Origin of the sequence: Pandoraea cepalis, from assembly GCF_902459665.1 — a bacterium.
Classification (GTDB): Bacteria; Pseudomonadota; Gammaproteobacteria; order Burkholderiales; family Burkholderiaceae; genus Pandoraea; species Pandoraea cepalis.
Map to the genome: position 1 here is coordinate 99,397 of NZ_CABPSL010000007.1, position 15,500 is coordinate 114,896.

Genomic DNA, 15,500 nt, shown 5'->3' on the forward strand with positions numbered 1-15,500 from the left:
TCGGCCATGCTGCCTACCCCCGAACAAATCAAACAGTACATTGAAGCCGGTCTGGCTTGCGAGCACGTGGCCGTCGAAGGCGATGGTCAGCACTTCTACGCGACCATCGTGAGCGAGCAGTTCGACGGCAAGCGTCTCATCGCCCGCCATCAACTCGTGTACGCCGCGCTAGGCGATCGCATGAAGGCGGAAATTCACGCGTTGTCCATGAAGACCCTCACGCCTGCGGAGTATCGGGCGCAATGAGGATTACGCAAGAAAGCGCCGGCGTCGCCGGCAACGGCGAGACCGCCACCGGCGAGCGCATGGCCGCAGACCACCTGGTGATCGAGGGCGGCGAGCGGCTGGCGGGAGAGATTACCGTATCGGGCGCCAAGAACGCGGCGCTGCCGATCCTGTGTGCGTGCCTGCTGACGGCCGAGCCGGTGGTGCTCGGCAACGTGCCCGATCTGCACGACGTGCGCACCATGCTGACGCTGCTCGCACGCATGGGCGTGAAGGTCGAGCGTCACGGCGAATCAGTGACGCTCGATGCGTCGCAGATCACCGAGCCGGCGGCCCCCTATGAGCTCGTAAAGACCATGCGCGCGTCGATTCTCGTGCTCGGCCCCCTGCTGGCGCGTTGCGGCGAGGCGCGCGTGTCGCTGCCCGGCGGGTGTGCGATCGGGGCGCGACCTGTCGATCAGCACATCAAGGGCCTGCAGAAGATGGGCGCCGAAATCACGCTGACGCACGGCGACATCGTCGCCAAAGCAACGCGTCTGCGTGGCGAGACGCTTGTGACCGACATGATCACCGTCACGGGCACCGAAAACCTGCTCATGGCGGCCACGCTGGCCGACGGCGTTACGGTGCTGGCCAATGCCGCCCGCGAACCCGAAGTGACGGACCTGGCCGAGCTGCTCGTGAAGATGGGTGCGAAGATCGACGGCATCGGCACTGATCGTCTGGTCGTGACGGGCGTGCCGCGCCTGTCCGGCGCGACACACGATGTTGTGCCCGATCGGATCGAAGCCGGCACGTTCCTGTGCGCGGCGGTGGCGACGCGTGGCGATATCACGCTGCATCGCGTTGTGCCGGGTACCCTCGACGCGGTGATCGAGAAGTTGCGCGAAACCGGCGCGAACGTGACGGCCGGCGCGGATTGGCTGCGCGTGACGATGGATCGGCGCGCGCGGGCGGTCAGTTTCCGAACGTCGGAATATCCGGCGTTCCCGACCGATATGCAGGCCCAGTTCATGGCGTTGAATTGCGTTGCCGAAGGGGCATCGCAGGTCGTCGAAACGATCTTCGAGAACCGGTTCATGCACGTGCAGGAGTTGACGCGTCTGGGCGCGAACATCGGCATCGACGGCAACACGGCGCGGATTTCCGGCGTGAATCGCCTGTCGGGTGCGCATGTGATGGCGACCGACCTGCGCGCTTCCGCCAGCCTGATCGTCGCGGGTCTGACGGCCGAGGGCCGCACGCTCGTCGACCGTATTCACCACCTCGATCGCGGCTATCATCGCATCGAGGCCAAGTTGTGCGCCGTGGGCGCGCAAATCCGGCGCGTCGAAGCGCGCCAGGGAGACATTGCATGAGTTCCGCCAAGCCCGCCCAGCCGCTCGCTCAACCGCTGACGCTGGCGCTCTCGAAAGGGCGTATCTTTACGGAGACGCTGCCGTTGCTGGCGGCCGCCGGTATCGAAGTCACGGAAGACCCCGAGACCTCCCGCAAGCTGATTCTGCCGACGACGGATCCGAACCTGCAGGTCATCATCGTGCGCGCGACCGACGTGCCGACCTATGTGCAATATGGTGCCGCCGACTTCGGCGTGGCCGGCAAGGACGTGCTCATCGAACACGGCGGCGGCGGTCTGTATCAGCCAATCGATTTGAACATTGCGCGTTGCCGCATGTCTGTTGCTGTACCGAAGGGCTTCGATTACGCGAATGCCGTACGTCAAGGGGCACGTTTGCGCGTGGCGACCAAGTACGTGCAAACGGCGCGCGAGCACTTCGCGGCCAAGGGCGTGCACGTCGACCTGATCAAGCTGTACGGCTCGATGGAGCTGGGCCCGCTCGTGGGTCTGGCCGACGCGATTGTCGATCTGGTGAGCACGGGCGGCACGCTGCGGGCCAACAATCTGGTGGAAGTGGAAGAGATCATGGAGATCTCCTCCCGCCTCGTGATCAATCAGGCTGCACTCAAGTTGAAGCGCGAGTCGTTGCAGCCTATTCTGGATGCCTTCGAGCGGGCGTCCCGGCAAACAGCATGAAACTCGATATTCGCAAACTCGATTCCTCCGCCGAAGGCTTCGCGGCGCAGCTTCGCGATGTCCTGGCGTTCGAGGCGAGCGAAGACGCCGCCATCGATCGTGCGGCGGCCGACATTCTCGCCGACGTGAAGGCGCGCGGCGATGTGGCCGTCATCGAATACACCAACAAGTTCGACCGCTTGAGCGCGACGGACATGACGGCGCTGGAGCTGCCCGCCGAAGCGCTGGCGGCTGCGCTCGAGAGCCTTGAGCCGAAGCGTCGCGCGGCGCTCGAGGCCGCAGCGGCCCGCGTGCGCGCCTATCACGAGAAGCAGCGCATCGAGTGCGGCAGTCATAGCTGGCAATACACCGAGCCGGACGGCACGATGCTGGGCCAGAAGGTCACGCCGCTCGATCGGGTGGGCATCTATGTGCCGGGCGGCAAGGCGGCTTATCCGTCGTCGGTGCTGATGAACGCCATTCCGGCGCGTGTGGCGGGGGTGAAAGAGATCGTCATGGTGGTGCCCACGCCGGATGGCGTGCAGAACCCGCTGGTGCTCGCCGCCGCGCAAATCGCCGGGGTGGACCGCGTGTTCACCATCGGCGGCGCACAGGCGGTCGCCGCGCTGGCCTATGGCACCGCCACGGTGCCGGCCGTCGACAAGATCGTCGGGCCGGGCAACGCGTTCGTGGCTGCCGCCAAGCGCCGCGTGTTCGGCACGGTCGGGATCGACATGATTGCCGGGCCGTCAGAGATTCTTGTCATTTGCGACGGCACGACCGATCCCGACTGGGTCGCGATGGACTTGTTCTCGCAGGCGGAACACGACGAACTCGCGCAGTCGATCCTGTTGTGCCCGGACGCCGCGTATCTCGCGCGCGTGCACGCTTCGCTGGAGCGCCAGATCGACGAGATGCCGCGCCGCGAAGTGATTGCCGCCTCGTTGCGAGGCCGCGGCGCACTGATCAAGGTGCGCGACATGGCCGAAGCGTGCGAGATCGTCAACGTGATCGCGCCGGAGCACCTCGAAATCTCCACCGAAACCCCGCAGCAGTGGGGCGACAAGATTCGCCACGCCGGCGCGATCTTCCTCGGCAAGTTCACGAGCGAGAGCCTGGGCGATTACTGCGCCGGTCCCAACCATGTGCTGCCGACGTCGCGCACGGCGCGGTTCTCGTCGCCGCTGGGCGTGTACGACTTCATCAAGCGTTCGAGCCTGATCGAAGTGAGCGAGGGCGGTGCCCGCATGCTTGGCGAGATCGCCGCGGAATTGGCTTACGGCGAAGGCCTGCAGGCGCACGCGCGCAGCGCCGAATACCGTCTGCACCGCGAGTCCTGACATGCGCGACGACGCCCTGCGGCCCGCGTATTGTCCAACGACGTCGGCCACCGCTCGGCGTCGGCCCCGTGCCAGCGCCCTGTCCCCGGGGTCGTTGTCGTGGCCGCTGCCGGCCCGCTTCGCGCGCGCTGTGCGCAGAGTGGCTGTCGTGTGCGCCCTCGCGGCTGCCAGCAGTCCCTCGGCCTACGCCGCCGGTCAGTATTGCCAGCACGCCACCTTCGAGGGCACGTCGGTCGAGCGTATGACCGTGTGCGTGAGCCGTCAGGCGTTCGACAACGATATTTACGTGTTGCGGCTCGGCGGCAAGACCGCGCTGCGCGGCACGGACGACGAAGTGGCCCACGGCGTGTTCGGCCGCGTTGGCAACCGCCTGGTCGCCATGCGTTGCGAGGCGGATGCCGCGCACGCGCACGTGAGCCCGGCGGTGGCGCAGGCGCTGTCCTGGCAGACCGGCGTGCGGTTGCAGCGCATTACCGATGCGCTCGGCAGTGTGGAAACCGGTCGACGCTGCGTCGTCAAGATCGACGGCGCCGACGCCGGACGGCTGACGTTCGCCTTCAACTGATCCTTTATCAATGATTCCGCGCGATGTCGCGCAATCCTCCTCTACTGCCATGTCCGTCGACTCAGTGATCCGCTCCGATGTGCTCGCCATGAGTTCCTACGCCGTGCCTGACGCGAGCGGTTTCCTCAAGCTCGACGCGATGGAGAATCCGTATGGCCTGCCGCCGGCGTTGCGCAGTGCGCTGGGGCAGCGACTGGCCGATGTGGCGCTCAATCGTTACCCGGCACCGCGTCCGCATGTGCTGCTCGAAACGCTCGTCCGCACGATGGGCGTGCCGGCTGGGGCCAAGCTGCTGCTGGGCAACGGCTCGGACGAGATCATCAGCATGATCGCGATGGCCACCGCTCGGCCGGGGGCCACGGTGATTGCGCCTATGCCGGGCTTCGTCATGTACGAGATGTCGGCGCGCTTGGCGGGCATCGAGTTCGTCGGTGTGCCGCTGCGCGCCGATTTTTCGCTCGACATGCCGGCCATGCTGGGCGCCATTGCGGCGCATCCGGGCGCGGTCGTATACCTTGCCTATCCGAACAATCCGACGGGCAATCTGTTCGCCGACGACGACATCGAGACGCTGGTGCGTGCCGCCAGCCGCGGCCTCGTGGTGATCGACGAGGCGTACCAGCCGTTTGCCGGGAAGACGTGGATGCCGCGTCTGCCGGAGTTCCCTCAACTGCTGGTCATGCGCACCGTCTCGAAGCTCGGGCTGGCGGGCATCCGGCTGGGCTACGTGGCGGGCAGCGCACAATGGCTCGACCAGATCGACAAGGTGCGTCCGCCCTATAACATCAATGTGCTCACGCAGGCATGCGCCGAATTCATGCTCGATCACCTTGGCGTGCTCGACGCCCAGGCGGCCGAATTGCGCGCCGAACGCGCTCGGCTGGCCGCCGCCGTGGCGGCGCTGCCCGGGGTGAGCGTGTTCCCGAGCGATGCGAATTTCCTGCTCGTTCGCGTGCCGGATGCCGACAAAACCCACGCGGGTCTGCTCGCTCACAAGGTGTTGATCAAAAACGTGGGTAAAATGCATGTATTGCTGGCCAATTGCCTGAGATTGACGGTCGGCACCCCCACGGAGAATGCGGCAATGGTGAAAGCCCTGGCCGCATCACTCTAACAAGCCATACGACGAGAACTCACCACCATGCGCATTGCGGAAGTCGTTCGCGATACCAGCGAAACGCAAATACGCGTCAAGATCGACCTGGACGGCACTGGCCGCAAGGCCCTCGATACCGGCGTGCCGTTCCTGGACCACATGCTCGACCAGATCGCGCGCCACGGCCTTATCGACATGGATGTCGAAGCCCGCGGCGATACCTTCATCGACGATCACCACACGGTGGAAGACGTCGGCATCACGCTGGGCATGGCGGTGGCCAAGGCGATCGGCGACCGTAAGGGTATCGTGCGCTACGGCCACAGCTACGTGCCGCTCGACGAAGCGCTGTCGCGCGTTGTGATCGATTTCTCGGGTCGTCCCGGTCTCGAATTCCATGTACCGTTCACGCGGGCGCGTGTCGGCAATTTCGACGTGGATCTGACCATCGAGTTTTTCCGTGGCTTCGTCAATCATGCGGGCGTCACGCTGCATATCGACAATCTGCGCGGCATCAACGCCCACCACCAGTGCGAAACGGTGTTCAAGGCGTTCGGTCGCGCGCTACGCATGGCGGTCGAGATCGATCCGCGCGCAGCGGGTGTCGTGCCGTCCACGAAGGGAAGCCTGTAACGCGAGACGGGTCGGCGCAGCCGGCCCGGTAGCCCGATAGCCCGCCGGCCCGCAAGGCCGGCGCCCCTGCGACGATTCACCGACCGGCCGGCCGCCGGCGCCGCGTGCCCCTATGACGCTCGACGCCTTCAAGTTCTTCATCTCGCTGCTGGCCCTGATCAATCCGCTCGGGGCGATCCCGCTTTTCATCAGCTTGACGTCCTCGCAGACGCGCGAGGAGAAGCGCCGTACGATCAATGTCGCGGCGATTGCGGTCGCCCTGGTGGTCGCGGGCTCGGGGCTGTTCGGTGAAGCCATCATCCGCTTCTTCGGTATTTCGATCGCATCGCTTGAAGTGGGCGGCGGCGTCATCATGTTGCTCATGGCGGTGAACATGATCAACGCACAGACCGGGAACACGCGCTCGACGGCGGAAGAGCGCGACGAAGCGGAGGAGCGGCCGAACATCGCCGTGGTGCCGCTCGCGATTCCGCTGCTCACCGGCCCGGGCACGATCAGTACCGTGATCATCTACTCGGGGCGTGCGCACGGCTGGGCCCAGATTCTGATGCTCCTGGCGATCGGCGTGGGCCTGGGCGCGGTGTGCTGGGTGGCACTGAGCAGCGCCGGGCGCCTCGAAGGCTGGCTCGGGCGTACGGGCATCAATATCGGCACGCGTCTGATGGGGTTGATCCTCTCGGCGCTGGCCGTGGAATTCATTATCGATGGTTTGAAAATACTGCTGCCGGGTTTGAGATGAATAAGATTGCGATTGTCGACTACGGAATGGGCAACCTGCGCTCGGTCTATCAGGCGCTGCGTGCCGCCGCACCGGAGGCCGATGTGAGCATCAGCAGCGACGCCGCCGAGATTCGCGCCGCCGACCGGGTGGTGTTGCCGGGGCAGGGCGCGATGCGCGACTGCATGGGCTGCCTGAACGAGTCGGGCCTGCGCGACGCGGTCGTCGAGGCCGCCGCCACCAAGCCGATGTTCGGCGTGTGCGTGGGCGAGCAGATGCTGTTCGACATGTCCGACGAGGGCAACACGCCCGCGCTCGGCCTGCTGCCGGGCCGCGTGGTGCGCTTCGACCTCGAGGGCCAGTTGCAGGACGACGGCTCGCGCTTCAAGGTGCCGCAGATGGGCTGGAACCGCGTGCGTGAGACGCGGCCTCACCCGATCTGGGCCGGCGTGCCCGACGACAGCTATTTTTACTTCGTGCACAGCTACTACGTTGTGCCCGCAAGGCCCGAGTTGACCGTCGGCGAGACCGTCTACGGGGTGCCCTTTACCTGTGCGGTGGCCCAAGATAATATCTTTGCCACCCAGTTCCACCCGGAAAAGAGCGCTCAGGCGGGCCTTACCCTTTATCGCAATTTTGCGCAGTGGAAGCCTTGAGCGTGACCCGTCTGGCGCATTCGCGCCCGGATGTCACTCGGAGCATGCCCTGCGTCACGGCTTATACTGTGTGTCATGTTGATGAATCCGATCCCGACGTGCCGATGCCCGGCAAGGCAGGGGTCGGTTTTGTATTGTCCGCGTAATTTGCGAATTTCTTTTACCTCCCTCTAGCGACGTTTCACGATTGCCTATGCTGCTCATTCCGGCCATCGACCTTAAAGACGGTCAGTGTGTTCGCCTCAAACAAGGCGACATGGATCAAGCCACCGTATTCTCGGAGGACCCCGCGGCCATGGCTCGACATTGGGTCGAGCAAGGCGCTCGCCGCCTCCATCTGGTGGACTTGAACGGCGCATTCGTCGGCAAGCCGCGCAACGAAGCGGCCATTCGCGCCATCATTCAGGAAGTCGGGGCCGATATCCCCGTGCAACTGGGCGGCGGCATTCGCGACCTGGCCACCATCGAGCGCTATCTCGACGACGGTTTGTCGTACGTCATCATCGGGACGGCGGCGGTGAAGAATCCCGGGTTCCTCCGGGACGCATGCACCGCATTCGGCGGGCACATCATCGTTGGTCTCGACGCCAAGGATGGCAAGGTCGCCACCGACGGCTGGAGCAAGCTCACCGGCCACGAAGTCGTGGATCTGGCGCGCAAGTTCGAGGACTACGGCGTCGAATCGATCATCTACACCGATATCGGCCGCGACGGCATGCTCCAGGGCATCAATATCGACGCGACCGTGCGCCTCGCGCAGGCCGTGACCGTGCCGGTGATTGCCAGCGGCGGCCTGTCGAACCTGGGCGATATCGACGCGCTGTGCCAGGTTGAGCGGGAAGGCGTCGAAGGCGTCATCTGCGGCCGCGCGATCTACTCGGGCGACTTGAATTTCTCGGCGGCGCAAACGCGTGCGGACGAGCTTTCCGGAGGAGCGGCATAAGCGAGACCACGGCTGCGGCCGCCTCGCCTGCCAACATCATGGCTCTCGCTAAACGCATCATCCCGTGTCTGGACGTAACGGCCGGCCGCGTGGTCAAGGGTGTCAATTTCGTCGAACTTCGCGACGCGGGCGACCCCGTCGAGATCGCCCGCCGCTATGACGAGCAGGGCGCCGACGAATTGACGTTCCTCGACATCACGGCGACCTCCGACGGGCGCGACCTCATTCTGCCGATCATCGAGGCGGTGGCCGCGCAAGTCTTCATTCCGCTGACCGTGGGCGGTGGCGTGCGCGAAGTGGCCGACGTGCGCCGCCTGCTCAACGCCGGTGCCGACAAGGTCAGCATGAACTCGTCGGCCGTGGCCAATCCGCAGCTGGTGGCCGACGCGGCCGCCAAGTACGGCGCGCAGTGCATCGTCGTGGCGATCGACGCCAAGCGCGTCTCCGCCGACGGCGAAACGCCGCGCTGGGAAGTCTTCACGCACGGTGGTCGCAAAGCCACGGGCCTCGACGCCGTGGCCTGGGCCAAGCGGATCGAGGCCTTGGGCGCGGGCGAAATCCTGCTCACCAGCATGGACCGCGACGGCACCAAGAGCGGCTTCGACCTCGCGCTCACGCGCGCAGTGTCCGATGCCGTGAGCATCCCGGTGATCGCCTCGGGCGGCGTGGGGTCGCTGGCCGATCTGGCCAACGGCGTGACTGAAGGCCATGCGGATGCCGTGCTCGCCGCGAGTATCTTCCACTACGGCGAGCACACGGTCGGTGAAGCGAAGCGCTTCATGGCCGACAAGGGCATTTCGGTGCGGCTCTGAACGGAATTCCACGGATCATGACGCAAGATTGGCTGGACAAGGTAGCTTGGGACGCGCAGGGCCTCGTGCCCGTGATTGCGCAGGAACTCGGCAGCAACGATGTGCTGATGTTCGCGTGGATGAATCGCGAGGCGCTCGCGCGTACGGTCGAGACCGGCGAGGCTGTCTATTATTCGCGCTCGCGCAAGCGCCTGTGGCACAAGGGCGAGGAGTCGGGCCACGTGCAGAAGGTGCATGAGATTCGTCTCGATTGCGACGAAGACGTGGTGCTGATCAAGGTCGAGCAGATCGATGGCATTGCCTGCCACACCGGTCGCCATTCCTGTTTCTTCCAGAAGTTCGAGGGCAGCGTCGAGGATGGCCATTGGGCATCCGTCGAACCGGTGCTCAAGGACCCGCACAAGATCTACAAGTGAGCACCATGAACGATACGCTGGAGCGTGTGGCCGAGGTCATCGCCTCGCGCAAGGGAGCCGACCCCGACAAGTCGTACGTTGCCCGTCTGTTCCACAAGGGTGACGACGCCATCTGCAAGAAGATCGGCGAGGAAGCCACCGAAGTGGTGCTCGCGGCCAAGGATATTCGCATTGGCGGGGCCGACAACCTGCGCCAGAAGCTCGTCAACGAGACGGCCGACCTGTGGTTTCATTGCATGGTACTGCTCGCGCATCACGACCTGAGCCCGAACGAAGTGCTCGCCGAACTGGCGCGCCGCGAAGGGTTGTCGGGGCTCGTCGAAAAGGCGCAGCGCGGCATCCGTGGCGAACACGCGGACTGATTTCCTTTGGCCTCGATGGCCGTGATCATCGATATGCCGCGCTGGCTCACGCGAGGAGACGCTTCATGAACGATTCGCAGCCCCCGGGCGCGACCGGATCGCCCGGCAGCCCCGGCAATCCTTACCTCGCGACACCCCCGAATGCGCCGAGCGCCGAGCAGGAGCGCGCGTTGCGCAAGCTCACGCACGTGCTTTATGCGCTCTATGCGCTGTTCTGGCTCACGGGCGGCGTGACCGCCATCGTGGCGATCATCATCAACTACATCAAGCGCGATGACGCCGCCGGCACGCTCTACGCCTCGCATTTCACGTGGCAGATCCGCACGTTCTGGTGGTCGGTGGTCTGGGGGGTACTCGGCGTGGCGCTTGCCATCGTGATGGTCGGCTTCGCGATTCTCTGGGTGCTGGGCATCTGGGCGCTGTATCGGATCGTCAAGGGCTGGCTCTACCTGAACGACAACAAGCCCATGTACGCCGCGCGCGCCTGAACGATACCGAGCGGCACCTAAGCTCCCAACAAGCATTCGAGAGGAAGACACACGCATGACGCACGACAACTGTATCTTCTGCAAGATTATTGCCGGGCAGATCCCGAGCGCGCAGGTCCATGCCGACGACGATGTCGTGGTGTTCAAAGACATCAATCCGGCGGCCGACCTGCACCTGCTCATGGTGCCGCGCAAGCACATCGCCACATTGCAGGACTGCCAGCCGGAAGATCAGGCGCTGTTGGGCAAGATGATGCTGCTCGCGCCGAAGCTGGCCGCCGAGCAAGGCTATCGTTTCGACGGCGATGCGTCGAACATCGAAGGCAACGGATTCCGCGTTGTGATGAACACCGGACCGGGTGGCGGCCAGGAGGTTTATCATCTTCATATGCACATTCTGGCCGGACCGCGGCCGTGGAAGCGCATGTGAGTGCCGCCGGCGGCAAGATGCGACGCGTTGCCGCATAGTGCTGCCGGAGCGTGCAAGTGTTCCGCATCGACGACGGTTTCACGAAACATTTATTTCTACCCGGTGTCCGACCCGGTTACGATGCAGGACGTGCCGCGCAATGTGCCACAATGGGGCACGTTGCTGCGGGCACAGCGGCAAACATGGAGCGCTTGTTCCTGGCTGTCATGCCAGGGCAACCGTGCACGACAAGATCCCGTCGCGACGCGGCAGGGGTGGGGAAACGCAAGGAGAGTGGTCATGGGTTCGTTGAGTATTTGGCACTGGCTGATCGTGCTGGTGATCGTGATGATGGTTTTCGGTACCAAGAAGCTGCGCAACATCGGCACCGATCTGGGAGGGGCCGTCAAGGGGTTCAAGGACGGCATGAAGGAGGGCGAAGGCGCCCCGGCCGCCAAGGATGACCCGGCGACTGCCAAGGAACTGCGCGACTCGACCACGATCGACGTGCAGGCCAAGGACACGAGCGATCGCAAGCAAGGCTAAGCCGGCGTCGACATGATCGATCTCGGTCTTTCCAAACTGATGTTGATCGGCGTTGTTGCGCTGGTCGTGATCGGGCCCGAGCGCTTGCCTAAAGTGGCGCGCACGGCGGGCGCGCTCTTTGGCCGCGCACAGCGCTATATCAACGATGTGAAGGCTGAGGTGAGCCGCGAAATGGAACTCGACGAGTTGCGCAATATGCGCACGCAGTTCGAGGACGCGGCCCGCAGCGCACAGAACACCATTCAGAAGCAACTGCACGAGCAGGAGGCGTCGCTCAACGACGCCTGGGCGAGTGCCACGGGCACGTCATCCGGCGAGATCGCCGGCGGCGGTACGGATGCGGCGACCGGGTATTCCGACAGCTACCTTTCCGAACCCGTCGTGACGTCCGGTATCCGCGCGTCGACCAAGCGCCGCAACTGGCGCGTACGCCGGACTGCTACGCCGATCTGGTTCAAGCAGGCCAGCGCCACGCGCACGCAGGTGCAGTCGGGGGCGGCGCGTGTGGCGCGTCACACACCGGCCAAGCTGCGCCGGCCCGTCAAGTTCTTCTGAGGCGCTTGCGCACCGAACTTCCCGCCATCTGGCACTGTGCCGGCTTCATTCCTGGATAAGTCGACGTGAGCGACGACAAGCAAATCCCCGACGGGGGCTCCGAAGAGACCTTCATCTCGCATCTGATCGAGCTGCGCAATCGCATCATTCGCGCGGGCGCGGCGGTGATCGTGGCGTTCCTCTCGCTGGTCTACTGGGCACCGGACATCTTCCGCCTGCTCTCTCGCCCGCTGATGCAATCGCTGCCCGCGGGCGGCAAGATGATCGTCACCGATATTACCGGCTCGTTCTTCGTGCCGATGAAGGTCACGATGATGGTGGCGTTCGTCATTGCGCTGCCCGTGGTGTTGTACCAGGCCTGGGCGTTCGTGGCGCCAGGGTTGTATCAGCACGAGAAGAAGCTGGTGATGCCGTTGGTCGTGAGCAGCTACACGCTGTTCCTGCTGGGCATGTCGTTCGCCTACTTCCTGGTGTTCCCGACCGTGTTCCACTTCATGGCGCATTACAACGCGCCATTGGGTGCGGAGATGAACACCGATATCGACAATTACCTGAGTTTTGTGCTCACGATGTTCCTATGCTTCGGGGTGACCTTCGAAGTGCCGGTGGTCGTCGTGGTGCTCGCGCGCATGGGCGTGGTGAGCATCGAGAAGCTCAAGCAGATTCGGCCGTACGTGGTGGTGGGTGCCTTTGTGCTGGCTGCCGTCGTGACGCCGCCGGACATGCTCTCGCAACTGATGTTGGCGATCCCGCTCTGTATCCTTTATGAGTTGGGCCTGATCGCGGCGCGGCTGTTCGTCAAACAGGGCCATCGGCAAGACGAAGGCAGCGAGGGGAACGGCGAGGCGACGCCGTAACCTTGGCGTGACTTGCCGCGGCACAGTCGGCTCGCGACATCGATAATGCAGATACAGAAAAGCACGGGTCTCATGGCCCGTGCTTTTTTTGTGGGCGATTGCCGCAGGCGAGGGCCGAAGATGTACGAGGGCAGGCGTGACAATGGGCGAGGCCCGTTGCGGCGACGCAAATGAAAACGGCCGCGCCCAAGCGCAGCCGTTGTGTCCTTCCGGGCCATCCGACGTGGTCCGACGCCCTCAGTCGGCGCTGTTCCCGTCGGTACCATCGCCGCCGTCGGTGCCGTCCGCACCGTCCTGCGCCGGTCGCTTGGGCGGCGGCGGGCGTTTGCCGATCGTCACGGTAAGATCCATCGCTTTCTTCTTGCGCGTGACGTTCAGCTTGGCCTGCGTGCCCGGCTTGATCTGGGCGATGACGTTGAGCAGCTCGGTGGTGTCGCGAATCGATGCGTCGTTCACCTTTGTCAGGATGTCGCCCGGCTGGACGCCGGCTTTGTCGGCGGGGCCACCCTGCACGACGCCGGCGATGATGACGCCCGAATCCTGCTGCAGGCCAAACGACTCGGCGATATCCGAGGTGATGTCCTGCGGCTCGACCCCGACCCAGCCGCGCGTGACCGAACCGGTGGTGATGATGCTCTCGAGCACCGAGCGCGCCGTCGACACGGGAATCGCGAAGCCGATGCCCATGTTGCCGCCGCTACGCGAGTAGATCGCCGTGTTGATGCCGAGCAGGTTGCCGTTGACGTCGACCAGCGCGCCGCCCGAATTGCCGGGGTTGATGGCGGCGTCCGTCTGGATGAAGTTCTCGAACGTGCTGATATCGAGGTGATTGCGCCCCAACGCGCTGATGATGCCCATCGTAACCGTCTGGCCGACGCCGAACGGGTTGCCGATGGCGAGGACCACGTCACCCACGCGCACCTGTTCCATGCGGCCCAGCGTGATGGCGGGGAGGTTGTCGAGCGTGATCTTGAGCACCGCGAGGTCGGTTTCGGGGTCGCTGCCGACCAGCTTGGCGCGGGCCTTGCGGCCGTCGGCAAGGGCGACTTCGATCTCGTCGGCCCCGTCCACCACGTGATGATTCGTGAGAATATAGCCTTCGCTGCTCACAATCACGCCCGAGCCGAGGCTCGAGACCGGGTCTTGCCGCATTGTGCCGCCGCCGTCGCCAAAGAAATACCGGAACAACGGATCATCGAGGCGCGGATCGCGATTCTGCTTTTGTTCCTTGCTGGAAAAAATGCTGACGACCGCAGGCATCGCCTTTTGTGCGCCATCGGCGTACGAGCCGGTCGACGGCTTCTCGGACAGACTCGGCGCGACTTCCTGCAGGGCGATGATGGGATTGGCCAGTTGCTTGCCGAACGAACCCTGGCGTTGCAGCCACTGAGGCTTGAGGGTGGCGACGATGAAGAGCAACGCAAGCAGCACGGTGACCGCTTGCGCGAACAGTAGCCAGAAGCGTCTGAGCATGAAAGAGCGAGACCTTATATGAATCGTGTTGAACTCGAATTGTATCTGAACGATACCCTGCAAATCGCGCAATTTCGCGATTACTGCCCGAATGGCCTACAGGTCGAAGGGCGCGGCGAGATTCAGAAAATCGCCAGCGGCGTGACCGCCAGCCTGGCTTTTCTCGAAGCCGCCCGCGACTGGGGCGCCGATGCCGTCCTCGTTCACCATGGTTACTTCTGGAAGAGCGAAGATGCCCGAATTACCGGGATGAAGCGACGTCGTTTGGGGGTGTTGATCGGCCACGACATCAACCTGTTCGCCTACCACCTGCCCCTCGATGCCCATCCCGAACTGGGCAACAACGCGCAACTCGGCAAGTTGCTGGGCTTCTCCGACGACGGCGGCCGTTTTGGCCCGGATCAGCTTGGATGGCTTGGCGCACCCGCCGCGCCGACGACATTGGCGGCGCTTGCGGCCCACGTTGAAGCAAGGCTGGGGCGCGCGCCGCTGTTGTTGGGGGACCCGAATCGCGAGGTGCGCCGTGTTGCGTGGTGCACCGGCGGCGCGCAGGGCTTCTTCGAGGCTGCCATCGGGGCGGGCGCGGATGTGTATATCAGCGGCGAAGTCTCCGAGCCTACCCAGCATCTCGCGCTCGAGAGCGGCGTGGGTTATCTGGCGGCGGGCCATCATGCGACCGAGCGTGGCGGCGCGAAGGCCATTGGCGAGCATGTCGCAGCCCGGTTCGGGCTCACGCATCGATTCTTCGATATGCCGAACCCGGCTTGACCTGAGGTGCCTTTCGGGGGCGGCACGAGGCCGCCCTGCGCAGCTTTACCCGTTCTGCTTCTTGAGGCTGTCGCGGATTTCGCGCAGCAGAACGATGTCTTCCGGTGTGGGCGCGGGGGCTGCCGGGGCTTCCGCCTCCGGACGCTTGAGCCGGTTGATCTGCTTGACCATCAGGAAAATGATCACGGCCAGGATCAGGAAGTTCAGGGCGACGGTGATGAAGTTGCCGTAACCGAAGACGGCCACACCGGCTTTGGTCAGATCGGCGTAGGACGTCGGGTTGCCCTTGAAGTCGGGCGGGATGGTGCCAAGCAGAATGAACTTGCTCGAGAAATCTAGGCCACCGAAGATTGCACCCACGATCGGCATGATCAAGTCTTTGACGACCGAATCAACGATCTTGCCGAAGGCCCCGCCGATGATCACGCCGACGGCCAGATCGATCACATTGCCCTTGACGGCAAATTCCTTGAATTCCGACATGAAGCTCATGCCATTTCTCCCTGTTATGTTGCGTGACCCGGAGGAGCATCGCGCTACACCGGGACTCATGAACTGGCATTGATTGACCGGTAATTCCATGCGGGCCGCACGGCTGCGGCGGGGGTCGCGTCAAATAATGTC

At 64.2% G+C, this 15,500-nt stretch carries 21 protein-coding genes; 19 read left to right on the plus strand and 2 right to left on the minus strand.

Going from position 1 to position 15,500, the window contains the following annotated elements:
* Window positions 1-6: 6 nt before the first annotated feature.
* The 18 genes from PCE31106_RS11310 (at window position 7) to tatC (ending at window position 12,635) form a co-directional block, all read left to right on the plus strand.
* The gene (locus PCE31106_RS11310; RefSeq protein ID WP_017231786.1) at window positions 7-246 is read left to right on the plus strand and encodes a BolA family protein; all 240 of its coding nucleotides are present in this window, start codon (window positions 7-9) and stop codon (window positions 244-246) included.
* 59 nt (window positions 247-305) lie between these two features.
* Window positions 306-1,583: a UDP-N-acetylglucosamine 1-carboxyvinyltransferase gene (gene murA / locus PCE31106_RS11315; protein ID WP_232424490.1), complete on the plus strand. Its 1,278-nt coding sequence runs from the start codon at window positions 306-308 to the stop codon at window positions 1,581-1,583.
* A complete protein-coding gene (gene hisG, locus PCE31106_RS11320; protein WP_130027398.1) occupies window positions 1,580-2,260 on the plus strand; it encodes an ATP phosphoribosyltransferase in 681 nt (226 codons plus the stop codon). Before murA ends, hisG begins: the two co-directional genes overlap by 4 nt.
* On the plus strand, window positions 2,257-3,579 hold the full coding sequence (gene hisD, locus PCE31106_RS11325; protein ID WP_150563311.1) for a histidinol dehydrogenase: 1,323 nt from the start codon (window positions 2,257-2,259) through the stop codon (window positions 3,577-3,579). The genes hisG and hisD overlap by 4 nt, the downstream gene beginning before the upstream one ends.
* A 1-nt stretch (window position 3,580) precedes the next feature.
* Window positions 3,581-4,144 (plus strand): hypothetical protein, encoded by a 564-nt coding sequence (locus PCE31106_RS11330; protein WP_174975118.1) that lies wholly within the window; start codon window positions 3,581-3,583, stop codon window positions 4,142-4,144.
* 49 nt (window positions 4,145-4,193) lie between these two features.
* Window positions 4,194-5,258: a histidinol-phosphate transaminase gene (gene hisC, locus PCE31106_RS11335; RefSeq protein WP_150563313.1), complete on the plus strand. Its 1,065-nt coding sequence runs from the start codon at window positions 4,194-4,196 to the stop codon at window positions 5,256-5,258.
* Between the two features lie 27 nt (window positions 5,259-5,285).
* Window positions 5,286-5,873, plus strand: coding sequence for an imidazoleglycerol-phosphate dehydratase HisB (hisB, locus tag PCE31106_RS11340; protein WP_017234571.1), 588 nt, complete (start codon window positions 5,286-5,288; stop codon window positions 5,871-5,873).
* Window positions 5,874-5,985: 112 nt separating this feature from the next.
* Window positions 5,986-6,612, plus strand: a complete 627-nt coding sequence (locus tag PCE31106_RS11345) for a MarC family protein (protein ID WP_017234572.1) — start codon at window positions 5,986-5,988, stop codon at window positions 6,610-6,612.
* On the plus strand, window positions 6,609-7,247 hold the full coding sequence (gene hisH / locus PCE31106_RS11350) for an imidazole glycerol phosphate synthase subunit HisH (protein ID WP_017234573.1): 639 nt from the start codon (window positions 6,609-6,611) through the stop codon (window positions 7,245-7,247). Before PCE31106_RS11345 ends, hisH begins: the two co-directional genes overlap by 4 nt.
* A gap of 193 nt (window positions 7,248-7,440) precedes the next feature.
* Complete coding sequence (gene hisA, locus PCE31106_RS11355; protein ID WP_017234574.1) at window positions 7,441-8,190, plus strand: 1-(5-phosphoribosyl)-5-[(5-phosphoribosylamino)methylideneamino]imidazole-4-carboxamide isomerase; 750 nt, start codon at window positions 7,441-7,443, stop codon at window positions 8,188-8,190.
* A gap of 38 nt (window positions 8,191-8,228) precedes the next feature.
* On the plus strand, window positions 8,229-9,002 hold the full coding sequence (gene hisF / locus PCE31106_RS11360; protein WP_017234575.1) for an imidazole glycerol phosphate synthase subunit HisF: 774 nt from the start codon (window positions 8,229-8,231) through the stop codon (window positions 9,000-9,002).
* Between the two features lie 17 nt (window positions 9,003-9,019).
* Complete coding sequence (gene hisI, locus PCE31106_RS11365; protein WP_017234576.1) at window positions 9,020-9,418, plus strand: phosphoribosyl-AMP cyclohydrolase; 399 nt, start codon at window positions 9,020-9,022, stop codon at window positions 9,416-9,418.
* Between the two features lie 5 nt (window positions 9,419-9,423).
* Window positions 9,424-9,780 (plus strand): phosphoribosyl-ATP diphosphatase, encoded by a 357-nt coding sequence (locus PCE31106_RS11370; protein WP_130027390.1) that lies wholly within the window; start codon window positions 9,424-9,426, stop codon window positions 9,778-9,780.
* 65 nt (window positions 9,781-9,845) lie between these two features.
* A complete protein-coding gene (locus PCE31106_RS11375) occupies window positions 9,846-10,268 on the plus strand; it encodes a DUF4870 family protein (protein ID WP_017234578.1) in 423 nt (140 codons plus the stop codon).
* Window positions 10,269-10,323: 55 nt separating this feature from the next.
* Window positions 10,324-10,698 carry a histidine triad nucleotide-binding protein gene (locus PCE31106_RS11380; RefSeq protein WP_017234579.1) on the plus strand — a complete coding sequence of 125 codons (375 nt, stop codon included), beginning with the start codon at window positions 10,324-10,326 and terminating at the stop codon, window positions 10,696-10,698.
* A 279-nt stretch (window positions 10,699-10,977) separates the two neighbouring features.
* Window positions 10,978-11,223 carry a Sec-independent protein translocase subunit TatA gene (gene tatA / locus PCE31106_RS11385; protein WP_017234580.1) on the plus strand — a complete coding sequence of 82 codons (246 nt, stop codon included), beginning with the start codon at window positions 10,978-10,980 and terminating at the stop codon, window positions 11,221-11,223.
* 12 nt (window positions 11,224-11,235) lie between these two features.
* On the plus strand, window positions 11,236-11,778 hold the full coding sequence (tatB, locus tag PCE31106_RS11390) for a Sec-independent protein translocase protein TatB (RefSeq protein WP_017234581.1): 543 nt from the start codon (window positions 11,236-11,238) through the stop codon (window positions 11,776-11,778).
* Window positions 11,779-11,843: 65 nt separating this feature from the next.
* Window positions 11,844-12,635: a twin-arginine translocase subunit TatC gene (tatC, locus tag PCE31106_RS11395; RefSeq protein ID WP_017234582.1), complete on the plus strand. Its 792-nt coding sequence runs from the start codon at window positions 11,844-11,846 to the stop codon at window positions 12,633-12,635.
* 237 nt (window positions 12,636-12,872) lie between these two features.
* Here tatC and PCE31106_RS11400 read toward each other — a convergent pair whose 3' ends face one another.
* On the minus strand, window positions 12,873-14,108 hold the full coding sequence (locus tag PCE31106_RS11400) for a Do family serine endopeptidase (protein ID WP_150563314.1): 1,236 nt from the start codon (window positions 14,106-14,108) through the stop codon (window positions 12,873-12,875).
* 18 nt (window positions 14,109-14,126) lie between these two features.
* On the opposite strand from PCE31106_RS11400, the gene PCE31106_RS11405 reads away from it, so the two are divergent.
* Window positions 14,127-14,876, plus strand: a complete 750-nt coding sequence (locus tag PCE31106_RS11405) for a Nif3-like dinuclear metal center hexameric protein (protein WP_017234584.1) — start codon at window positions 14,127-14,129, stop codon at window positions 14,874-14,876.
* Between the two features lie 45 nt (window positions 14,877-14,921).
* On the opposite strand, the gene mscL is transcribed toward PCE31106_RS11405, so the two are convergent.
* Window positions 14,922-15,368 (minus strand): large conductance mechanosensitive channel protein MscL, encoded by a 447-nt coding sequence (gene mscL, locus PCE31106_RS11410; RefSeq protein ID WP_017234585.1) that lies wholly within the window; start codon window positions 15,366-15,368, stop codon window positions 14,922-14,924.
* Window positions 15,369-15,500 lie beyond the last annotated feature (132 nt).